This is a genomic window from Streptomyces tsukubensis, assembly GCF_003932715.1.
Classification (GTDB): domain Bacteria; phylum Actinomycetota; class Actinomycetes; order Streptomycetales; family Streptomycetaceae; genus Streptomyces; species Streptomyces tsukubensis.
The window spans coordinates 5,592,558-5,613,556 of record NZ_CP020700.1 but is presented as its reverse complement, the minus strand read 5'-3'; the positions used below and the strand labels follow the sequence as shown (position 1 = coordinate 5,613,556).

The 20,999-nt window shown below is 71.1% G+C and carries 16 protein-coding genes and 1 tRNA gene; 3 read left to right on the top strand and 14 right to left on the bottom strand.

The window, feature by feature from the left end; translation table 11 throughout:
• Positions 1 to 53: 53 nt before the first annotated feature.
• The 13 genes from B7R87_RS23275 to B7R87_RS23215 all read right to left on the bottom strand — a co-directional run bounded on the left by B7R87_RS23275 (position 54) and on the right by B7R87_RS23215 (position 14,855).
• Positions 54 to 695, bottom strand: coding sequence for an arsenate reductase/protein-tyrosine-phosphatase family protein (locus tag B7R87_RS23275; protein WP_006346602.1), 642 nt, complete (start codon positions 693 to 695; stop codon positions 54 to 56).
• Positions 692 to 1,339: an L-threonylcarbamoyladenylate synthase gene (locus tag B7R87_RS23270; RefSeq protein ID WP_006346603.1), complete on the bottom strand. Its 648-nt coding sequence runs from the start codon at positions 1,337 to 1,339 to the stop codon at positions 692 to 694. The genes B7R87_RS23275 and B7R87_RS23270 overlap by 4 nt, the downstream gene beginning before the upstream one ends.
• A 49-nt stretch (positions 1,340 to 1,388) precedes the next feature.
• Positions 1,389 to 2,234, bottom strand: a complete 846-nt coding sequence (prmC, locus tag B7R87_RS23265; RefSeq protein ID WP_006346604.1) for a peptide chain release factor N(5)-glutamine methyltransferase — start codon at positions 2,232 to 2,234, stop codon at positions 1,389 to 1,391.
• Between the two features lie 46 nt (positions 2,235 to 2,280).
• Positions 2,281 to 3,360, bottom strand: a complete 1,080-nt coding sequence (gene prfA, locus B7R87_RS23260; protein WP_006346605.1) for a peptide chain release factor 1 — start codon at positions 3,358 to 3,360, stop codon at positions 2,281 to 2,283.
• A gap of 105 nt (positions 3,361 to 3,465) precedes the next feature.
• The gene (rpmE, locus tag B7R87_RS23255; protein WP_006346606.1) at positions 3,466 to 3,690 is read right to left on the bottom strand and encodes a 50S ribosomal protein L31; all 225 of its coding nucleotides are present in this window, start codon (positions 3,688 to 3,690) and stop codon (positions 3,466 to 3,468) included.
• Between the two features lie 238 nt (positions 3,691 to 3,928).
• Positions 3,929 to 5,077 carry an LCP family protein gene (locus B7R87_RS23250; RefSeq protein WP_130584821.1) on the bottom strand — a complete coding sequence of 383 codons (1,149 nt, stop codon included), beginning with the start codon at positions 5,075 to 5,077 and terminating at the stop codon, positions 3,929 to 3,931.
• 283 nt (positions 5,078 to 5,360) lie between these two features.
• The gene (rho, locus tag B7R87_RS23245) at positions 5,361 to 7,358 is read right to left on the bottom strand and encodes a transcription termination factor Rho (protein ID WP_040914214.1); all 1,998 of its coding nucleotides are present in this window, start codon (positions 7,356 to 7,358) and stop codon (positions 5,361 to 5,363) included.
• A gap of 525 nt (positions 7,359 to 7,883) precedes the next feature.
• Complete coding sequence (gene thrB, locus B7R87_RS23240) at positions 7,884 to 8,894, bottom strand: homoserine kinase (protein ID WP_006346609.1); 1,011 nt, start codon at positions 8,892 to 8,894, stop codon at positions 7,884 to 7,886.
• A gap of 462 nt (positions 8,895 to 9,356) precedes the next feature.
• Complete coding sequence (thrC, locus tag B7R87_RS23235) at positions 9,357 to 10,415, bottom strand: threonine synthase (RefSeq protein WP_006346610.1); 1,059 nt, start codon at positions 10,413 to 10,415, stop codon at positions 9,357 to 9,359.
• Positions 10,416 to 10,421: 6 nt separating this feature from the next.
• A complete protein-coding gene (locus B7R87_RS23230; protein WP_040914217.1) occupies positions 10,422 to 11,711 on the bottom strand; it encodes a homoserine dehydrogenase in 1,290 nt (429 codons plus the stop codon).
• A 98-nt stretch (positions 11,712 to 11,809) separates the two neighbouring features.
• Positions 11,810 to 13,201, bottom strand: a complete 1,392-nt coding sequence (gene lysA, locus B7R87_RS23225) for a diaminopimelate decarboxylase (RefSeq protein WP_006346612.1) — start codon at positions 13,199 to 13,201, stop codon at positions 11,810 to 11,812.
• A 13-nt stretch (positions 13,202 to 13,214) separates the two neighbouring features.
• Entirely contained in the window at positions 13,215 to 14,132 is a 918-nt protein-coding gene (nrtL, locus tag B7R87_RS23220; protein ID WP_130584822.1) for an ArgS-related anticodon-binding protein NrtL, read from the bottom strand.
• Between the two features lie 126 nt (positions 14,133 to 14,258).
• Positions 14,259 to 14,855: a response regulator gene (locus B7R87_RS23215; RefSeq protein ID WP_078902133.1), complete on the bottom strand. Its 597-nt coding sequence runs from the start codon at positions 14,853 to 14,855 to the stop codon at positions 14,259 to 14,261.
• A 132-nt stretch (positions 14,856 to 14,987) separates the two neighbouring features.
• Here B7R87_RS23215 and B7R87_RS23210 point away from each other — a divergent pair.
• A tRNA-Arg gene (locus B7R87_RS23210) sits at positions 14,988 to 15,059 on the top strand.
• A 320-nt stretch (positions 15,060 to 15,379) separates the two neighbouring features.
• Positions 15,380 to 17,386: an N-6 DNA methylase gene (locus tag B7R87_RS23205; protein ID WP_006346615.1), complete on the top strand. Its 2,007-nt coding sequence runs from the start codon at positions 15,380 to 15,382 to the stop codon at positions 17,384 to 17,386.
• A gap of 67 nt (positions 17,387 to 17,453) precedes the next feature.
• On the opposite strand, the gene B7R87_RS23200 is transcribed toward B7R87_RS23205, so the two are convergent.
• On the bottom strand, positions 17,454 to 18,962 hold the full coding sequence (locus tag B7R87_RS23200; RefSeq protein ID WP_006346616.1) for a serine/threonine protein kinase: 1,509 nt from the start codon (positions 18,960 to 18,962) through the stop codon (positions 17,454 to 17,456).
• 231 nt (positions 18,963 to 19,193) lie between these two features.
• Between B7R87_RS23200 and B7R87_RS23195 the strand changes: the two genes are divergently transcribed.
• Entirely contained in the window at positions 19,194 to 20,990 is a 1,797-nt protein-coding gene (locus tag B7R87_RS23195; protein ID WP_006346617.1) for a PD-(D/E)XK nuclease family protein, read from the top strand.
• The last annotated feature ends 9 nt before the right edge of the window (positions 20,991 to 20,999 follow it).

Genomic DNA, 20,999 nt, shown 5'->3' with positions numbered 1-20,999 from the left:
GGGCGCCGGCACGGCCCCGCGGGACGGGTCCCGGGCCGTCCGCCCGGGGGCGGTCAGTGCCGGGCCGGAATGCCCGTCAGGGCTGTGACCACGGGGTCCAGCGCCTGGTTGATCTCGTCGCCGATGGAGCGGAAGAACGTGATCGGCGCGCCGTAGGGGTCGTACACCTCGTCGGCGTCCGGGCTGGGGGCCAGCAGCCAGCCGCGCAGCGCCGCCGCGGCCCGCACCAGCGCCCGGGCGCGCTCGACGACGCCCTCGTCGCGCGGGTCGGGCAGGGTCGCGGGGTCTATGGCCCGCACCAGCCGGGTGAACTCCTTCAGGGTGAACGTCCGCAGGCCCGCGGAGTGCCCCATCGAAATGACCTGCGCCCGGTGGTCCCGGGTCGCGGTCAGCACCAGATCGGCGCGGATGACGTGCTCGTCGAGGAGCTCCCGCCCGGTGAAACCGGTGGCGTCCGCGCCGAAGTCCGCGAGCACGATCTCGGCGTTGGCCTCCATGGGCGCGCCCTCGTGCCCCCAGGTGCCGGCGCTCTCCACGATCAGCCCGCTCGCCATCAGATCACCGAGGCGGTCACTGAGGGCGTGCCGGGTCAGCCGCTCGGTGATCGGTGAGCGGCAGACGTTGCCGGTGCTGACGTGGAGTATCCGGAAGCAGTCGTCCGATGCGGTGCCACGCCCCTGGTCAGGGGCGATCAAGGTGCCACCTCAAGATCGGGTACGACCTTGCGCAGCTCGTCCGCGGTCAGCGCCCCGGCGCGCAGCAGGACGGGCACGTCACCGGTGACGTCGACGATCGACGACGGGACGATTCCGGGCGTCGGGCCGCCGTCGAGGTAGACGGAGACGGAGTCCCCGAGCATGCCCTGCGCGGCGTCGCAGTCCTCCGGCGCCGGGTGGCCGGTCAGATTGGCCGAGGAGACCGCCATCGGGCCGACCTCGGTGAGCAGTTCGATGGCGACGGGGTGCAGCGGCATCCGGACCGCGACGGTGCCCCGGGTGTCGCCCAGGTCCCACTGGAGGGACGGCTGGTGCCGGGCGACCAGGGTGAGCGCTCCGGGCCAGAAGGCGTCGACCAGTTCCCAGGCGCCCTCGGAGAAGTCGGTGACCAGCCCGTGGAGGGTGTTCGGGGAGCCGATGAGGACGGGGGTCGGCATATTGCGCCCGCGGCCCTTCGCGGCCAGCAGATCGGCGACGGCCTCGCGGCTGAAGGCGTCGGCGCCCAGCCCGTACACGGTGTCGGTGGGCAGCACGACCAGTTCACCGCGGCGTACGGCGGACGAGGCCTCGCGCAGCCCGGTCGTCCGGTCGGTGGCGTCGTTGCAGTCGTATCGCCGGGCCATCAGAGAACCTCCTCGGGCAGGTACGCGGCGGGGGCGTACGGGATCGTCGTCACGGCGTCGCCTTGCGGGCGGTCGCGAACCGGGGGCGGTTGTTCAGATCGGGGTGGTCCGCCGCGTCCGTCCAGCCGGACTCCTCGGCGAAGATCCACGGCACCTGGCCGCCCTGGGTGTCCGCGTGCTCGATGACGACGAGCCCGCCGGGCCGCAGCAGCCGGTGGGCGGTGCGTTCGATACCGCGGATGGTGTCGAGGCCGTCCTCGCCGGAGAAGAGGGCCATCTCCGGGTCGTGGTCGCGGGCCTCGGGCGCCACGTACTCCCATTCGGTGAGCGGGATGTACGGCGGGTTGGAGATCACCAGGTCGACCTGGCCGTCCAGTTCGGGCAGGGCGGTCAGGGCGTTGCCCTGGTGGAGGCTGATCCGGGAGCCCTCGGCGTTCTTCCGGGCCCAGTGGAGGGCGTCGTCGGAGAGTTCGACGGCGTGCACCCGGGAGCGGGGCACCTCCTGCGCCATGGCCAGCGCGATCGCGCCCGATCCCGTACAGAGGTCGACGATCAGCGGTTCGACGACGTCCATGGCGCGGACGGCGTCTATGGCCCAGCCGACGACCGATTCGGTTTCGGGGCGGGGTACGAAGACGCCGGGGCCGACCTGGAGCTCCAGATAGCGGAAGAAGGCGCGGCCGGTGATGTGCTGGAGGGGTTCGCGGGCCTCGCGGCGGGCGACGGCCTCCCAGTAGCGGGCGTCGAAGTCGCCGTCCTTGACCAGGTGGAGCTCGCCCCGCTTCACCCCGTGCACATACGCGGCCAGCTCCTCCGCGTCGAAGCGCGGCGAGGGTACGCCGGCGTCGGCCAGCCGCTGGGTGGCCTGGGCCACCTCGGCGAGCAGCAGGTTCACTGGTGGTCCTCCACCTGGTTCGTACGGACGGGTCCGGCAGCCGGGCTTACTGGGCGGCCGCGAGCTTGGCGGCGGAGTCGGCGTCGACGCAGGCCTGGATGACGGCGTCGAGATCGCCGTCGAGGACCTGGTCGAGGTTGTAGGCCTTGAAGCCGACGCGATGGTCCGAGATGCGGTTCTCCGGGAAGTTGTAGGTCCGGATCTTCTCGGAGCGGTCGACCGTGCGGACCTGGCTGCGGCGCTGGTCCGCGGCCTCCTTCTCGGCCTCCTCCTGGGCGGCGGCGAGCAGCCGCGACCGCAGGATGCGCATGGCCTGCTCCTTGTTCTGGAGCTGGCTCTTCTCGTTCTGGCAGGAGGCGACCACCCCAGTGGGGAGATGGGTGATGCGCACGGCGGAGTCGGTGGTGTTCACGGACTGGCCACCGGGTCCGGAGGAGCGGTAGACGTCGATCCGCAGGTCGTTCGGGTTGATCTCGACGTCGATCTCCTCGGCCTCGGGGGTCACGAGGACACCGGCGGCGGAGGTGTGGATCCGGCCCTGGGACTCGGTGGCGGGCACCCGCTGGACACGGTGCACCCCGCCCTCGTACTTCAGCCGGGCCCAGACGCCCTGGCCGGGCTCGGTGGCACCCTGGCCGCCCTTGGTCTTCACCGCGACCTGGACGTCCTTGTAGCCGCCCAGCTCGGACTCGGTGGCGTCGATGATCTCGGTCTTCCAGCCGACGCGCTCGGCGTAGCGCAGATACATCCGCAGCAGATCGCCGGCGAAGAGGGCGGACTCGTCGCCGCCCGCGCCCGCCTTGACCTCCAGCAGGACGTCCTTGTCGTCGCTGGGGTCGCGGGGCACCAGCAGCAGCCGGAGCTTCTCCGTCAGCTCCTCGCGCTGCTTCTCCAGCTCCTTGACCTCGGCGGCGAAGTCCGGATCGTCGGCGGCCAGCTCGCGGGCCGTCTGGATATCGTCCCCGGTCCGCTTCCAGGAGCGGAAGGTGCCGACGATCGGGGTCAGCTCGGCGTAGCGCTTGTTCAGCTTGCGCGCGTTCGCCTGGTCGGCGTGGACGGAGGGGTCTGCCAGCCGCTGCTCAAGGTCGGCGTGCTCGCCGACGAGTTCCTCGACCGCCTCGAACATCGGGGGCTCCTGCTCTGCTTACGTACGAAGGTGCTGCGGGACGTCAAAGCGCCGGTCCCGGCCGCCCCGGCACGGGGACGGCCGGTGACCGGCGCAGTTGGCTCGCTACTTCTTGGCGGAGCCGGCAGCCTTGCCGAAGCGGGCCTCGAAGCGGGCCACGCGGCCACCGGTGTCGAGGATCTTCTGCTTGCCCGTGTAGAACGGGTGGCACTCGGAGCAGACCTCGGCACGGATGGTGCCGGAGGAGAGGGTGCTGCGAGTCGTGAACGACGCGCCACAGGTGCAGCTGACCTGCGTCTCGACGTACTCGGGGTGGATGTCGCGCTTCAAGGTGTCTCCTAGTTTCGGGAGGGCTCCGGGTCGCACGGGCGGAATGCACGCGCGTGAACCGGGGCCGACGAACCAGTCTGCCAGGACCGGCCGTATCTCCCAAAACCGGGGTCGGTGCGGAACTATTCCCGGGGGCTTCCGGCACGGCCGGGCCGCCGTGGCGAGGCCGCGCGTACGCGGGCGCGCACGCCCCCGGGGCCGTACCGGCGACCCTGTGCGCACCCTCGGGCGCGTTCCGTCATCCGGCGCCCGCACCGGCCCCGGAGACGGGGGCCGGGGTGCTCCGGACGACCGCGCCGGCGCTGCCCTTGCCGCCCGCGGAGTCCGTCAGCGCGCTCGCCGGGACCGGCCTGTCGTGCCGCAGCGCCGTCCAGACCTGCTGGGAGGCGCCTTCGAGGGGCAGCACGCGGTTGGGGTTCTGCGGGTCGTAGACGACCGGCATGGTGACCATCCGGACGTCGGCGGGGTCGAGTGCCGCGAGCGACCGGACGAAGCCGGTGAGCTTCGGTACGGAGGCGAGGCCGGAGTCCGTGGTCACGGCCCGGGTCGCGGTGTCGGCGACGCCGTACAGCTTGCCCGGGTCGGTGAGCAGTCCGGCGTCCTTGACCTGGGCGAGGAAGGCCTTCATAAAGGCCTGCTGGAGCTGTATCCGCCCCAGGTCGCTGCCGTCTCCGACACTCTTGCGGGTACGGACCAGGCCGAGGGCCTGTTCGCCGTCGAGGGTGTGGGTGCCGGCCGGCAGGTCGAGACGGCTGTCGGTGTCCCGGATCGGTTCGGTGGTGGTGATCTTCACCCCGCCGAGTTCGTCGACGAGCTTCTTGAAGCCGGTGAAGTCGACCTCGACGTAGTGGTCCATGCGGATACCGGACAGCTGCTCGACGGTGTCGACGGCGCAGGCCGGGCCGCCGACCTCGTAGGCGCTGTTGAACATCACGCCGTCGGCGGCGGGTATTCGCTTGCCGTCGGGAGCCGTACAGGCGGGCCGGTCGACGAGGGTGTCGCGGGGTATGGAGACCACACTGGCCTCGCGGTGGTCCTTGTAGACGTGGACGACCATCGCGGTGTCGGAGCGGGCCCCGCCCCCGTTGTGGCCGTACTCGCGATTGGCCCCGGAGCGTGAGTCCGAGCCGAGTACGAGGACGTCCATCGAGCCGTTGCCGATGTCCGGGGGCCGGTCCTTGCCGTTGAGCTGGGCGTTGATGTCGATCCCGCGCAGATTGCCGTTGAGGCTCAGATAGGCGTAGCCGAGTCCGCCGCCGCCGACGGCGATCAGTCCCGCCGCGGCCCAGGCGGCCACCACAGTGGCCCTGCGACGACGCCGGGGGTGCGGCTTCCGGCCGCTCCCGGTGGCGTCCGTACCGCCTTCGCCGCTGCTCTGCTCGCTCATGTTCTCTCCCGCTCTGCGCGCCTCCCGGCGCTTCGGCCCCCTCCGTACCGTCGTCGCGCTCCGTGACCCCCGCGCCACCGAACGAGGCGAAAACTCTCACTCTGTCCAGCTTTGTTCCGCCATTGGTAGGACGCGTCCCTCAGCAAAAGGGTTGCATGCGGTGATGAAAACCGCGTGAGAAGGGCCCTCGGCAGGGTCTGCTCCGCACAGCCGTGGGCCCCGCCGTCCATACGGATGGCGGGGCCCACGGCTGTGTGGCAGTACCGAAGTACCGGCGAAACCGTCAGTCGTTGTTGGACGACGGCGTCGTCTTCTGGATCTGGAGCAGGAACTCGGCGTTCGACTTCGTCTGCTTCATCTTGTCCAGCAGGAGTTCGATCGCCTGCTGCTGGTCGAGCGCGTGCAGCACCCGGCGCAGCTTCCAGACGATGGCCAGCTCCTCGCTGCCGAGCAGGATCTCCTCCTTGCGGGTGCTGGACGCGTCCACGTCCACCGCCGGGAAGATGCGCTTGTCGGAGAGCTTCCGGTCGAGCTTCAGCTCCATGTTGCCGGTGCCCTTGAACTCCTCGAAGATCACCTCGTCCATCCGGGAGCCGGTGTCGACCAGCGCGGTGGCCAGGATGGTCAGCGAGCCGCCGTCCTCGATATTGCGCGCGGCACCGAAGAAGCGCTTCGGCGGGTAGAGCGCGGTCGAGTCGACACCACCGGACAGGATGCGGCCGGAGGCGGGCGCGGCCAGGTTGTAGGCGCGGCCCAGACGGGTGATGGAGTCCAGCAGGACGACCACGTCGTGGCCGAGCTCCACCAGGCGCTTGGCGCGCTCGATGGCGAGTTCGGCGACGGTGGTGTGGTCCTCGGCGGGACGGTCGAAGGTGGAGGAGATGACCTCGCCCTTGACCGACCGCTGCATGTCGGTGACTTCTTCGGGACGCTCGTCGACGAGGACCACCATCAGGTGGCACTCGGGGCTGTTGACCGTGATGGCGTTGGCGATCGCCTGCAGGATCATGGTCTTGCCGGTCTTCGGCGGGGCCACGATCAGACCGCGCTGGCCCTTGCCGATCGGCGACACCAGGTCGATGATCCGGGTCGTCAGCACACCCGGGTCGGTCTCCAGCCGGAGCCGGTCCTGGGGGTAGAGCGGGGTCAGCTTGGTGAACTCCGGCCGTCCGCGCCCCGATTCGGGGGCCATGCCGTTGACGGAGTCCAGACGGACCAGCGCGTTGAACTTCTCGCGGCGCTCGCCGTCCTTGGGCTGCCGGACCGCGCCCGTGACGTGGTCGCCCTTGCGCAGGCCGTTCTTGCGGACCTGGGCCAGGGAGACGTACACGTCGTTCGGGCCGGGCAGATAGCCCGAAGTGCGGATGAAGGCGTAGTTGTCGAGGATGTCGAGGATGCCCGCGACGGGGATCAGCACATCGTCGTCGGAGACCTGCGGCTCGCCCGCGAAGTCCTCACGTCCGCGGCGGCCACGGCGGTCGCGGTAGCGGCCCCGGCGACCCCGGCGGCTGCCGTCGTCGTCGAAGTCGTCCTGCGGGCCGGTGCTCTGCTGCTGCTGCTGACGCTGGCCGCCCTGCTGACGACTCTGTCCGCCCTGCTGCTCATCGCCCTTGCCACGGCCGCGCTGACGGTCGCGGCGGTCACCGCGCTGGCCGCGCTCGCCGCGGTCCTTGCGGCCCTCGCCGTCCTGTCCGGCCGCACCGGCGGAGCCGTCCTGCGGTTCGGTACGGGAGGCCTCCTTGGCCTCCTTGACGGCGACGGCACCCTCGGCCTGGGCATCGGGGCTGCCCGCCTGCGCGGTGGCGCGGCGGCGACGGCGCTCGACGACCGGCTGGTCGTCGCTGACCGGCTGTCCCGGGATGTCGATCTGCTGCTGGGCGACGGCCTTCTCGGCCTTGGCGGCGGGCGGCGCGGCCTTCTCCTCGGCGGCCGGGGCGGCCTCGGCGGAGGCGTCGCTCGTGCGCGCCTTCGAGGTGGCCCGGCGCTTCGGCTTGGCCTCGGCGCTCTTGGCCGCCGGCTCGGCGGCCTTCTTGGCCGCGGCTCCGCCGCCGGCCTGGGCCTCCTTGATGACCTCGATCAGCTGGCTCTTGCGCATCCGCGCGGTGCCCCTGATCCCGAGGCCGGACGCGACCTGCTGCAACTCGGCCAGAACCATGCCCTCAAGGCCGGTGCCGGAGCGGCGGCGCCGGGAGGTGGTGCCGGAGGCAGCACCTGCGGCGGGCGCGGAAGTGTCGACGCTGGTGTCGGCAGTCACGCCCATCAGATCGGTGGTGTCGCTCACGAAGGGTCCTTCCCTGGAGCGGACGTCGGCCATCTGGCTCGGCGACCGGTTGTGCTGTCCGAACGCGGTCGCGTGGCGACCGTGTCGGGGCGGTGGTCCCCGCCGGTTCTGAATACGGCGGAGAAGCAGATACTTGCGATCCGGCCCGAGATCCCCCTGCTCGGCCACTTCTCGGCGGAGCGGGAGGTGTCGTGCCGGTTCCGGAGCGTGCTCGATACTGCTCAGGCAGGCTGCTCAGGCAGTCGGGGAGGCTCCCGGAAGAATTGGCGGTCCCGATGCGGGACACGAAGCTCCGAGCCGTGAAGGCTTTCGGTGCTGACTTGAGGTTAACACTACCGGCTCCAACAAACATTCCCCCTCTCCATCACCGGCAATCTCGTGTCCCCGGGAATCACCGCGTGGATGCCCCCGGGCGCGCGCCCGGACTTTCCCCGCGGCATTTCCCGGGTGGTTTCCCGGAAATGCCCCGCCGCGCGCTCGCCGCGGCGCCCGCCCCGTTCCCGGGCGGGCCCCCGCCGTGGCGGCTCACCCGAGGGGCGCGTCACCGGACTCCCGTACGCCGCCCCCGGCCCCGTACACCTGCCCGGATCCGTCCCGCGACGGATCACCGGCGGTCTCGGGGGCGACGAGCGGCAGCACACTCGCACCCGCGGTGTCGAAGGCCAGACGGTTGGCCGCCCAGTCCTCGCCCGCGAGCTGTGCGACCTTGTCGGCCGCACTGTCCTCGGCCAGCGCGAGCACCGTGGGGCCCGCACCGGAGATGACTGCAGGGACGCCGTCGGCGCGCAGTCGGTTGACAAGGTCGACGCTCTGCGGCATCGCCGGGGCCCGGTACTCCTGGTGGAGCCGGTCCTCCGTGGCGGGCAGCAGCAGCTCGGGGCGCCTGGTCAGCGCCTCGACGAGCAGGGCGGCGCGGCCGGCGTTCGCGGCGGCGTCCACATGGGGGACGGAACGCGGCAGCAGTCCGCGCGCGGTCTCCGTGAGCACCGGCTTGCCCGGGACGAAAACCACCGGAACGACGGAATCGGCGGGATCCATCCTGATGGCCCGGGCGGCTCCGGCCTCGGTCCAGGCAAGGGTGAAACCACCGAGCAGACAGGCGGCGACATTGTCCGGGTGACCCTCGATCTCGGTCGCCAGCTCCAGCAGGGCGGTGTCGTCGAGACGGGACTCGCCCCCTATGGTCACCGCGCGGGCGGCGACGATCCCGGCACAGATGGCGGCGGAGGAGGAACCGAGCCCGCGGCCGTGCGGAATCCGGTTGGCACAGACGATTTCGAGACCGCGCGGCTGCCCGCCGAGCAGGTCGAAGGCCGTACGCAGGGAGCGGACGAGCAGATGGCTCTCGTCGCGGGGCAGCGTCGACGCGCCCTCACCCGCGATGTCGATGTGCAGACCGGAGTCGGCGACCCGGACGACGACATCGTCGTAGAGCCCCAGCGACAGCCCGAAGGCGTCGAAGCCCGGACCGAGATTGGCGCTGGTGGCGGGGGTGCGCACCCGGACGGCGGCGGCGCGGAACGCTGGACCGGCCATCGCTCGATGACTCTCCTTGGCTCTGCCCCTTGTTGCGGAAGGGACGGGCGGTGACATTGATGTCAGTGGGATCGGTGGTGTCGGGTTCTGCTGATGGGGATGAAGTGGGGGAATTGCTGGGGGTAGGGCGGCATTCGCGATCGGGAGGGGTCAGCCCCCGGGGCCGCGAACGGCGGCCGCACCACCGCACCGGCCGGCATGCGGGGTGGGTGGGTTCGGTACAGCCTATCGAAGGAAGGTTCTGTGGCGACATAGGGCGCACAGGAGGCGCACGATGCGTGTCGCGAGCCGCCTGTGCCCCGGCCTCCGCGGCCGCCCGGCTTGGGATGCTTTTCACCGGGGTATTACGGCCCCGAGCCCGCCTCCGGCCCGGCCGTACGGGCGGTCCGGGCCCCCGGCCGCCGTACCGCGGACGCAGCGGCGTCCAGGGATCGGGCGGCCGGAAAGGCCCTGCTGCAAGGCTTAGGCGAGGCCGAGCCTGGCCGCCGCGGTCGGCGCGTCGACCGGGACGGTGACGGGCTGCGGAGCGCCGGCCACGGCCCAGTCGGGGTCCTTCAGACCGTTGCCGGTGACCGTGCAGACGATCCGCTGGCCGGGGTCGACCTTGCCGGCCTCGGCGGCCTTGAGCAGACCGGCCACGGACGCGGCGGACGCGGGCTCCACGAAGACGCCCTCCTGCGAGGCCAACAGGCGGTAGGCCCGCAGGATCTCACGGTCCGTCACCTCGTCGATGGCGCCGCCGGACTCGTCCCGGGCGGCCAGCGCCTGCTGCCAGGACGCCGGGTTGCCGATCCGGATGGCGGTGGCGATGGTCGAGGGGTCCTTGACGACCTCACCGCGGACGATCGGCGCGGAGCCGGACGCCTGGAAGCCCCACATACGGGGGGTACGGGTGGCCGGACCGTCGGCCGCGTACTCCCGGTACCCCTTCCAGTAGGCCGTGATGTTGCCCGCGTTGCCGACCGGCAGCACATGGATGTCGGGGGCGTCGCCGAGTGCGTCGACGATCTCGAAGGAGGCGGTCTTCTGGCCTTCGATCCGGTAGGGGTTGACCGAGTTGACCAGGGCGACCGGATAGTTCTCGGACAGATTCCTGGCCAGATCCAGGCAGTCGTCGAAGTTGCCGTCGACCTGGAGGATCTTCGAACCGTAGACCAGCGCCTGGCCCATCTTGCCGAGCGCGATCTTCCCCTGGGGCACCAGGACCGCGCAGACCATCCCGGCCCGTACCGCGTAGGCGGCGGCCGAGGCGGAGGTATTGCCGGTGGAGGCACAGATGACGGCCTTGGCCCCCTCCTCCTTGGCGCGGGTGATGGCCATCGTCATCCCGCGGTCCTTGAAGGAACCGGTGGGGTTGGCGCCCTCGACCTTGAGGTGGACCTCGCAGCCGGTGCGCTCGGAGAGCACCTGGGCGGGTACGAGCGGCGTACCACCCTCACGGAGCGTGACAACCGGAGTGGTGTCGGAGACCGGGAGACGGTCCCGGTACTCCTCGATGATGCCGCGCCACTGGTGGGTCATTGCTGGTTACTCCCCTTCAACACGCATGATGCTGGCGACACCACGCACGGTGTCGAGCTTGCGCAGCGCCTCGACGGTCCCCGAGAGGGCGGCGTCGGGCGCGCGGTGGGTGACGACGACGAGGGAGGCCTCTCCGTCCTTACCCTGCTGGCGGACGGTGTCGATGGACACCCCGTGCTCGGCGAAGACCGTCGCGACCTGGGCGAGGACGCCCGGCTTGTCGGCCACGTCGAGGCTGATGTGGTACCGCGTCACGACCTCGCCCATGGGGCTCACGGGCAGCTGGGTGTACGCGGACTCCCCCGGGCCCGTGGCCCCGGCGAGCTTGTTGCGGCAGACGGCGACCAGATCGCCGAGGACCGCGGACGCGGTGGGCGCGCCGCCCGCGCCGGGGCCGTAGAACATCAGCTGCCCGGCGGCCTCGGACTCGACGAACACCGCGTTGTACGCCTCGCGGACGGAGGCCAGGGGGTGGCTGAGCGGGATCATCGCGGGGTGGACCCGGGCGGTGACCGACCGGCCGTCGGCGGCGCGCTCGCAGATCGCCAGCAGCTTGACCGTGCAGCCCATGCGCTTGGCGGAGGCGATATCGGCGGCGGTGACCTCGGTGAGGCCCTCGCGGTGGACGTCGTCGAGCCGGACCCGGGTGTGGAAGGCGATGGAGGCGAGGATCGCGGCCTTGGCGGCGGCGTCGAAGCCCTCGACATCGGCGGTCGGGTCGGCTTCCGCATAGCCGAGGGCGGTGGCCTCGTCCAGCGCCTCGGTGTATCCGGCGCCGGAGGTGTCCATCTTGTCGAGGATGAAGTTCGTGGTGCCGTTGACGATGCCGAGGACCCGGTTGACCTTGTCGCCCGCCAGCGATTCGCGCAGCGGCCGGATCAGCGGGATCGCCCCGGCGACGGCCGCCTCGAAGTAGAGGTCGCGGCCGTGCCGCTCGGCGGCGGCGTAGAGGGTGGCACCGTCCTCGGCCAGCAGCGCCTTGTTCGCCGAGACCACCGAGGCGCCGTGCTCGAAGGCGGTGGTGATCAGGGTGCGGGCCGGTTCGATACCGCCGATGACCTCGATGACGACGTCGATGTCGCCGCGTTTCACCAGGGCCGTGGCGTCGGTGGTGACCAGCGCCGGGTCGATGCCCTCGCGGACCTTGGAGGGCCGCCGCACGGCGACCCCCGCGAGTTCCACGGGGGCGCCGATCCGGGCCGCGAGGTCGTCGGCGTGCGTCGTCATGATGCGCGCCACCTCTGAGCCGACCACTCCACAGCCCAGCAGCGCCACCTTCAGCGGACGCGTACGCATCATCCGACCTCGTTTCTCAACATTCAGGGGTTGGTCCAGTCTCACTCACCGGACAGCATTTTCTATGCTCCGTCCGGCATCCGAGACATCTATCTCCATTAACCGACATCGAGACGCAACAGATCTTCCTCCGTCTCGCGCCGGACGATCACTCGCGCCGCCCCCTCGGAGACCGCCACCACGGGCGGTCGCAGCGCATGGTTGTAGTTGCTGGCCATCGAGCGGCAGTAGGCGCCGGTGGCGGGCACCGCGATCAGATCGCCGGGGGCGAGGTCGGCCGGGAGGAAGGCGTCCTTCACCACGATGTCACCGCTCTCGCAGTGCTTGCCGACGACCCGGCTGAGCATCGGGGCGGCGTCGGAGGTGCGGGAGACCAGGACGACGCTGTACTCGGCGTCGTACAGCGCGGTCCGGATGTTGTCCGACATGCCGCCGTCGACACTGACGTACGTCCGCAGGCCTTCCAGCGGCTTGACGGTGCCGACCTCGTACAGCGTGAACGCCGTCGGGCCGACGATGGCCCGGCCGGGCTCGACCGAGATCCGGGGGCTGCGCAGTCCGGCGGCCTCGCACTCGCGGCCGACGATCTCGTGGAGGGCCTTGGCGATGTGATGCGGTTCACGCGGGTCGTCGCCGGGGACGTACGCGATGCCGAGCCCGCCGCCGAGGTCGATCTCGGGCAGTTCGACGCCGTGCTCGTCGCGGACCCGCTTGAGGAGGCCGACGACCCGGTGGGCGGCGACCTCGAAGCCGGAGGTGTCGAAGATCTGCGAGCCGATGTGGGAGTGGATGCCGACCAGTTCGAGACCGTCGAGGGCGAGGGCCCTGCGGACCGCCTCGGCGGCCTGGTCCCCGGCGAGCGGGATGCCGAACTTCTGGTCCTCGTGCGCGGTGGCGATGAACTCGTGGGTGTGGGCCTCGACCCCGACGGTGACGCGGATCAGGACCTTCTGCCGCCGGCCGAGCCGCTGGGCGGTGTGCGCGACCTTGACGATCTCCTGGAAGGAGTCGAGCACGATCCGCCCGACACCGGCCTCGACGGCCCGTTCGATCTCCTCGGCGGACTTGTTGTTGCCGTGGAAGGCGATGCGCTCGGCGGGCATGCCCGCGTCCAGTGCGGTACGCAGCTCGCCGCCGGAGCAGACGTCGAGGTTGAGCCCCTCCTCGTACAGCCAGCGGACGACGGCGCGGCTGAGGAAGGCCTTCCCGGCGTAGAAGACGTCGGCCCCGGGCCCGAAGGCCTCGGCCCAGGCGCGGCAGCGGGCCCGGAAGTCCTCCTCGTCGAGGAAGTACGCGGGGGTGCCGAACTCCTCGGCCAGCCGGGTCACCGGGATTCCGCCGACGGCGACGGTCCCGTCCGCCGCCCGGGTCACGGTCCGGGACCAGATCCTGCCGTCGAGGGCGTTGAGGTCGGCGGGCGGGGCGGCGTAGTGCCCCTCGGGCAGGACGTCGGCGTGGCGGGGCCCGGCGGGATGTGCGGAACGGCTCATGGTCGGTTCTCTCTCACAGGTGTTGGGGTGCGCTGATGCCGAGCAGGGACAGGCCGCCGGAGAGCACCCCCCCGGCGGCTTCGGCGAGCGCGAGCCGGGAGCGGTGGGCGGCCGAGGGTTTCTCCCCGCCGACGGGGAGGACCGTGTGCTGGAAGCCGAGCAGCGCGTCGGCGGTCCCTTCGAGATGCCGGGCGATCCGGTCGGGTGCGCAGAGCCGGGCGGCGGAGTCGAGGGCCTCGGGCCAGTCCGCGAGCCACCGCTCCAGCTCCGTCTCCACGAACTGCTCGGTGCTCCCCGTGAACCCGAGCCGGGCGGCTTCACGGACCAGGGCCCGGGACCGGGAGTACGCGTACCGGACGGTGAAGAGGGGGTTGCTCTCGCGCTGCCGCAGCAGCTCGGCACCGGGCCGGGCCCGGTCGCCCGCGGCGACGGCCAGGAACGCCCACCGCACCGGGTCGGTTCCCAGCTCCCCGCTCATGTCCCGGCATTCGCGCACGGGTACGGAGGCGGGTCCGTACCCCCGGGCATCGCGCAGCAGGCCGACGGTCTCGGCCCAGACGGTGCCACGGTCCCCGGTGATCGGGTTCCCGTGGCGGCGGGGCTGCCGGAGGGCTCGCCCGATCACCGCCCGCCGCCGCTCCAGCGGATCCTCGTCGACGGTGATGTTGAGGAATCCGGCCCCGGTGATCTCGACCTCGCCGATTCCGGGCTCCGCCGCGATCCGCGCCCGCAGCTCCTCGGCCACCGCCCGCGCGGGCCGCCCGGCGGGTCCGGCCAGCCGCAGCGCGACATTGGTCGCCCAGTCCCCGCAGCCGCCGGGCCGGGGCCTTTCGACCCGTACGCTCTCGGGCACCTCCACCGCGAGCGCACCGTCCGCCACCGCGCGGCACACGGCGTGCCGGACGGTACGGGAGAGCTCGGCGGGGGTCACGGGACCAGCGTAGGGGAGGAGGCCCCCCGGAATGCGAACGGTTTCGCGATGCGGTCACCCGCCGCCGCGGGGCGCCCCGCGGGGTGGGCCGGCCCGGCGCCGACACCGTCGTCGCCGCCCGGCTGCTCAGCCGCGCGCGCTGCCGGGCTGCCCGACTCCATGGGCGGTGCCGGACTGTCCGATGCCGTGGGCGTTGCCGGGGTGTCCGGCAATCTGCGTACTGCCGGGGTGTCCGGCCCCTTGCGCGGTGCCGGGCTGTCCGATCCCCTGCCGCCCGTCGGGAGCCGGCGGTCCCTCCCGGCGCGCCAACCGCCGCACGAGTCTCACGAGATCCACCGGCTCGAAGGGTTTCGCCAGAAAGGCGTCCACTCCGGCCTCGATACCGCTCTCGACCTCGTACTGCGTGCACGCGCTGATGATCGCCACCGGCAGATGCCGTGTCGCGGGATCCTCGCGCAGCCGCGCGGCGGTCCGCAGCCCGTCCAGCCGCGGCATGACGACATCGAGCGTCACCACGTCCGGCCGGACCTCCCGCACGACCTCCAGGCACTCGGCACCATCGGCCGCGGTCACGACCTCGAAGCCCTCAAGCTCAAGGTTGACCCTGATCAACTGCCGGATGACCCGGTTGTCATCGACAACGAGCACCCGCCCGGACGCACCTGACACAACTTGAGAGTAGGTCCGCGTCCGGGGCTGCGTCCGGGTTTTCCCCACTTCCACCCCCTCCGGGCGACTCGGGTCCGCTCCCGCGGCCCGTCCGATCCCTCGAAATACCTGTTCACGGGCACCCTCGAAGAGCTGGTAGTGTTCTACCCGTCACGCCGACGGCAACAACACCGAGGCAGACAGTGCGCCCCCGTAGCTCAGGGGATAGAGCAACGGCCTCCGGAGCCGTGTGCGCAGGTTCGAATCCTGCCGGGGGCACTTTCTGTAAAAGGATCCCGATTCGATGGAAACGTCGATCGGGATCTTTTTGTTGTGCCCGCCGCGCAGAGGCCACTGTTCCTGCTTCACCGTGCGCAACCGCCACCGAGCCGGGATACCCGGCCCGCTCCGCGGGGACCGCCGGGGAAGACAGCCTGGATTCCGGCCCGAAGCATCTCTCGCGACACCGGCCGAACGCTCCGCATACGGAACCTGGCAGTGTGTGTACTGAGTCAATCAACAGTTCACGGGATCATGGTGCTCGGCTTCCGCAAGTTGTACGTTAGCGCGGTCCCACCTGCCAGGATCCGGAGCACGCCATGCCCTCCATCCCACCCGTCACCGTGGCACTCGCGGAGATCGCCCGACTGGCCGGAGTGGGGCGGGCGGCAGTGAGCAACTGGCGGCGGCGGTACAGCACTTTCCCTGCGCCCGTCGGCGGAACGGACACCACACCCCAATTCGATCTCGCGGAGGTCGAGTCCTGGCTCCGTGACAACGGGAAGCTGCGGCGCGAGGAGGATCTGCTCCGATGGCTCTGGCCGCAGTTCGACGCTCTGCCGGGGCGGGCGGCGGCCGGCGAGGCCATTGCTGCGGTGGCCGAGGCCACAGGGGCGACGGAGGCATCGGGGAAGCTGGGAAATGCTCAACTGGCGGCCGTCGAGGAGGCGCTGAAGGTTGCCCGTAGCCGTGGAGTGGGGGCCACCTACGACTTTCTGCTGGAGCGCTGGTCCCGTACCCACGTACGGCAGATTTCCACGACGCCCTCTCCCCTCGCAGAACTGATGGTCACCTTGGCCGCGGTACTCGGCGACCGGCCCCGCGCGGTACTGGATCCCGCCTGCGGGACGGGCGGGCTACTGCTCGCGGCCGGGCATCGCTGGTCGTCGGAGCGTGCGCTGGAGTTGATGGGATCGGACGTCAGCCCGGTACTCGCACGGTTGGCCAGGGGCCGGATCGGCACATCGGGGCTGCCGCGGAACGTTCGTACCCGCATTGCCACGACCGACACTCTCCGTGACGATACCTGGGCTGCCGAACGGGCCGACGTGGTGCTGTGCAATCCGCCGTACAACGCCAGGGACTGGGGGCACGAGGAACTCGCCACCGACACCCGCTGGACCTTCGGTCTTCCCCCGCGTACGGAATCGGAGCTGGCCTGGGTGCAGCACGCGCTGGCCGGGTTGGCGGACGGCGGGACGGCCGTACTGCTGCTCCCTCCGGGCGTGGCGAAGCGGCGCGCCGGACGGAGGATCCGGGCCGGCCTTCTGCGCACCGGAGCGCTGCGGGCGGTGATCGCGCTCCCCGCGGGCTCCGCACCGCCCCATGCCGTCGGGCTGCACCTGTGGCTCCTGCGGAAACCCGCGGCCGACGCCCATCCGCTCAAGACCCTGCTGTTGGTCGATGCTGCCGAGACCGAGGAGGGAACAGGCACGAAGGACGGACGGGACCCGGTGGACTGGGATGCCTTGACGCACTCACTGCCTGCTGTCGTACGAGCGCACGAAGCAGGCGAGAGCCGGGACGTGAGCCCGGTCCGGAGCGCCGCCGTTCCCGTCGTCGGCCTCCTGGACGAGCAGGTGGATCTCACCCCCGCACGTCACGTTCCGGCGGTCCGTGGCTCCGCGGCACGGCGCGCGCGGCGTTCGTGGGAGGAGTTCTCCTCCGCGCTCTCCCGGCTGGCAGAGGTTTCGTCCGCCCTGGCCGCGCTGCGGGAACTGGAGGAGGCCGGTGTCCAACCGCCCACCACCAGCATCGACGAACTGCTCCGTGCCGGAGCGCTGGAGCTGCACGGTGGTCAGACCCTGCCCAGGGACGCGGTCCACCAGGGCCCGCGCCCCAGAGGGGCCGTACCCGTACTCACGGTCAATGACCTGATCCGTCGCACGGAACCCACTGGCTGGCTAGGGCCTCATCAGGTGACGGCCTTCGAGGAGCACATCACGCTCACGGCGCCGCTCGACGTGGTCGTGGTAGGTGCCTCGCAGGTGTTCGATGCATGGGTCGAGCAAACCGCGCCGACGGCGCTCGTGCCGCAGATACTGGCGCTGCGGCCCGATCCCGGGCTCCTCGACCCCTGGTTTCTCGCGGGCTGTCTGCGCTCCCCCGGCAACGCGCGCCAGGCCGGCTCCCATTCCACCCATGCCTCCCGGGTCGATGTGCGCAGACTCAGAGTGCCGCGACTGTCCCTGGCCGAGCAGCGGCGCTACGGGGAAGCCTTCCGGCGCATCGTCGAGCTGGAGCGAATGCTCCAGCAGGCGAACGGGCTGGGCCGGGAGCTGACCGGGGCATTGAGCGACGCCCTGGCCGAGGGCAGACTGCGTTAGGCGGTGCACGGGCTGCCTCGGCGTGGTGGCCCGGTGCCGTATGACATCGGGCGGAGCAGCCCGGGTGTTATGCGCCGGTCGTGGGCAGTCCCGCGAGCAGCGCCCGGACCCGCTCGGTTCGGAAGCCGAGGTGCAGAAACTCCTCCCCCAGGGCCCGGCAGCGCCGCAGGGTGTCCTCCGGCGGTTCCGGCAGTTCCGCCGTTTCCGAGGTGACCGCCACCCATCCGTCGAAAGCCGGCGCCGGATCCCGCTCCAGAGCCAGCAGACAGCTCGACGCCCCGGCTCGGGCGCTGAGGAACACCTCCCGGATGCCGGGCGCCGCGTGCTGGGCGAGCTCGACGACGAGTTCGCGGTAGAGCCGGAGCGCCGTGTCCGTATCCGCCGAGGAGTCGGCCCCCGCGAACCGTGCGTCGGCACAGATGAGTTGGATGCGCGCGGTGACCTCCTCACGGATCCCCCAGGAGCGCAGGGCGTCCTTCCGCATCCGCTCCAGTGCCTCGCAGTGCGGCCCCGGGGCCGCCTGTCCGTTCCGCAGTTCGTTGCGGGCGGCTTCCAGCGCGGCGGCCGCGGCGGCCGGCTGGAGCCAGGAGGAGGTGCGGTGCGCGGGGCGGATCCGCCGTGGAGCGGCCGAACGACCGCGGGCAGTCCGGGCCGGAGATTCGGGCCTGCGGAACGGCCGGGTGGGGTCGTGGGTCAGCCTGGGGCTCGGTTCGGGATCACCGACGGAGGGCAGGAAGGCGCGGTACACGGCCAGGATCTTCGGGACACTGTCGAGCCTCTGCCGGATCGGTTTGATCAGCATCCGGTCGACGGTTTCCGCGAGCTCCGGGGGCAGGCCGGGGGCGAACCAGGCGACCGACGGTGCGGGCTTGTCCGATTCGTGCTGACGCTCCAGGTCCCGTTCCGAGTCCGGGTGGAAAGGCCATCGGCCCGTGTGCAGTTCAAAGGCGACGCAGCCGAGGGAGTAGATATCGGAGGGAACGCCGACAGCGCCTCCGTTGTGCTGCTCGGGCGAGGTGTAGCCGGGTGTGCCCGGGCTGCGGGTGCCGTAGGCGGTGTACCTGGTCACGGTGGGGTCCAGCGGCATGGCGATGCCGAAGTCGACCAGATGCACGACGCCTTCACGCGTGATCATCACGTTCTTGGGGTTGAGGTCGCGGTGGATGAACCCGCACCGGTGCGCGTAGTCGAGCGCCTCAGCCATCTGGACGATCAGGGAGGCGACCACCGACGGCTCGCACTGTCCGTAGGTCTCGATGAACTGATGCAGCGACATGCCCTCGACCCATTCCATCACCAGATAGGGCCGACCGTCGTGGAACCCCTCGTCCAGCCAGGCGGGGATGGCAGGGTGCCGGATCTCCCGCAGGATGGCGCACTCACGACGGAATCGGGTCGTCAGGTCGCTCTCCAGCGCTTCACCGTCGGTGGTTTCGTGGAGTCGGACCAGCTCGTTGCGCTCATGAAGGACTTTGACGGCCACCCAGGTGTCACGGTAGGTGTCCCACGCCTTCCACAGCATGGCCATGCCGCCCGAGAAGCTCTCTTCGAGCCGATAGCGCCCGTTCAGCGTCAAATGCTCTTTTTTCACTGCGTGCTTCGCGCCTTCCCACTACCGCGGTCCGCGTTCCGTCCGCACCCGGGAACCCGTCACCGCGCGCACATCGGTCGCCTGTCCGCGTGGCCCACTACTGTACAGATATCAACGCCGCACGGAACTACGTTCGTTGACTCTGTACACAAACACATGGTTCCCTGAGGCCGGCACTGGACATCGCCGTCCCGGCTCCAGGAGGTTTGCCCGCCCATGTCCAACTGGCCCCGCCCACTCGCTACTTCCGATGAGCTCGGCCTCATTCGCGCGGGCCTTCCGCTGACCCGGGAGGATCCCGCCGACTGTCCTGCGCATCTGGCGGTGAAGGCCAGGCCCTGGCTGACGGCGGCGAGCCGGCTGCCTGCGTACGACCCGTTTCTCACGTTCGCCCTCAAGCCTTTGATGACGGCCCTTGACCGGATCGAGTTCCACGGCCGCTCTCCGGCGGAGGCCGTCGAAGAACTGCGGCGCACCCGGGGTCGTTTCGGACGTGGCCGCCCGGCGCACGACGGGCTGGTGGAGTGGACGGTCGAGGCCCTCGACCGCTTTCTGAGCCGTCGAAGGATCCTGCTGGACAACCGTGGCCCGGGCGAGCTGCCCACCGAGCCGGTGGCGTACGAGTGGGTGGTCCGGGATGTGCTGCCCGTGCACGCCCGTCCCGACGCACGCGGTGCCCATGTGTACGAGCGCACCGCGTGGGGACGACGGTACGCCTCCGCCGACGGAACCCAGCGGGAACTCTGGCTACTCTCCTTCGGATCGGCGAAAAAGGACCGGCCCGACGCCGAGGTGGCGGCCGCCGCGTCCGTGACCGCCTTCGGTCGGGCCTGCCGGCCCGGATACGACCGGGAGCGGGATCGCCCGGAGCCGTACACCGTGGTCGATCCGCACCGGTCCGCCCCCGGGCCGAGCCGGATCCGCGTCATCGACTTCGGCTGTGGAGACGGAACGGCGCGAACGACCGTGGACTGCACTCCCGCCGAAGCCGCGCGCGACTTCGGGAGGTACACGGAACCCGTCCTGACGAGGATGCTCGACGGATCCGAACGACGGCCGGGCCGTTCCTGCGTCGAGTGCTCGGGGGCCGGGCGCTGCAGTGCGCTGCCGTCGTCCGCGGGCCACGGGGAGCAGGCAGGTCTCATCGGGCTTCCCCTTCCGGTCCGCGTCCGCACCCGGCGCAGCCTGTCGGCCAGCGATCTGCGTGCCTATGCGGACTGTCCGGCGAAGTACCACCTGACCAGGGAGCTCAAGCTCCGCTCGGTCCGTCCGGAGAATCCCGCTGTCCGACGGGGGCGCGCCGTCGACGCCGTACTCAACGAACAGCACGAGACGCGACGGCCGCGCGGCTGCCGCGGCCTGGCAGCGCCGGACGAGTCCGCTTGGTCCGGGCTGCCACCGGAGATCGCTCTCGCTGCGGCTGCGATGGTGGAACGCCATGCTGCCTTGTGCCCCCTCGACCGGCTGGCCCCCGAGGAGGAGGTCCGTGTCCAGGCACAGGTCACGGCCTACGACCCGGTGCTCGACCTGGTGCTCGTCGCCAAACCCGATCTGCTGCACACCCGGCGTGGCGGGTGGGTCTGGCGGGAGACCAAGACCGTCGGCCGCCGCCCGTACGAGGGAGGTTCGGTGCTGGTGCACCACCCGCAACTCGCCCTGGCCGTACTGCTCATGCGTACGGGGGAGTTGGCCGACGGGGATCGCCGCCGGTCCCGCATCGAACTGGAGCTCCTCGGCTCCGAGTCCGCTCGCCGTCTGGAAATCGACCCCTGGCAACCCTCGGTGCTCGCCTCTGCGAGAGACATCGTCCGCAGGACGGCCGGCCCCTGGCTGGAGGAGACGGTGTACCGGGCAGTGCCGGGCCGGCCGTGCCGGGACTGCGAGGCGCTGGACTGGTGCCGGGAGGGACGCGAGCATCTGGCGGCGGATTCACGACGGCCCGGCGGCGCCCCGGTGCCGCCGCCAGGGGCGGCTCCCGCCGCATGCGGGGCATCGCGCCCGGCCGCAGGATAGGGGCTCGCC

Excerpts from the sequence above, each read along its gene's own strand:
- B7R87_RS23270 (WP_006346603.1), bottom strand. The coding sequence starts at position 1,339 with ATGGCCCGGCGATACGACTGCAACGACGCCACCGACCGGACGACCGGG.
- prfA (WP_006346605.1), bottom strand. The coding sequence starts at position 3,360 with ATGTTCGAGGCGGTCGAGGAACTCGTCGGCGAGCACGCCGACCTTGAG.
- B7R87_RS23250 (WP_130584821.1), bottom strand. The coding sequence starts at position 5,077 with ATGAGCGAGCAGAGCAGCGGCGAAGGCGGTACGGACGCCACCGGGAGC.
- thrB (WP_006346609.1), bottom strand. The coding sequence starts at position 8,894 with ATGGCCGGTCCAGCGTTCCGCGCCGCCGCCGTCCGGGTGCGCACCCCC.
- thrC (WP_006346610.1), bottom strand. The coding sequence starts at position 10,415 with ATGACCCACCAGTGGCGCGGCATCATCGAGGAGTACCGGGACCGTCTC.
- B7R87_RS23230 (WP_040914217.1), bottom strand. The coding sequence starts at position 11,711 with ATGCGTACGCGTCCGCTGAAGGTGGCGCTGCTGGGCTGTGGAGTGGTC.
- lysA (WP_006346612.1), bottom strand. The coding sequence starts at position 13,201 with ATGAGCCGTTCCGCACATCCCGCCGGGCCCCGCCACGCCGACGTCCTG.
- B7R87_RS23205 (WP_006346615.1), top strand. The coding sequence starts at position 15,380 with ATGCCCTCCATCCCACCCGTCACCGTGGCACTCGCGGAGATCGCCCGA.
- B7R87_RS23195 (WP_006346617.1), top strand. The coding sequence starts at position 19,194 with ATGTCCAACTGGCCCCGCCCACTCGCTACTTCCGATGAGCTCGGCCTC.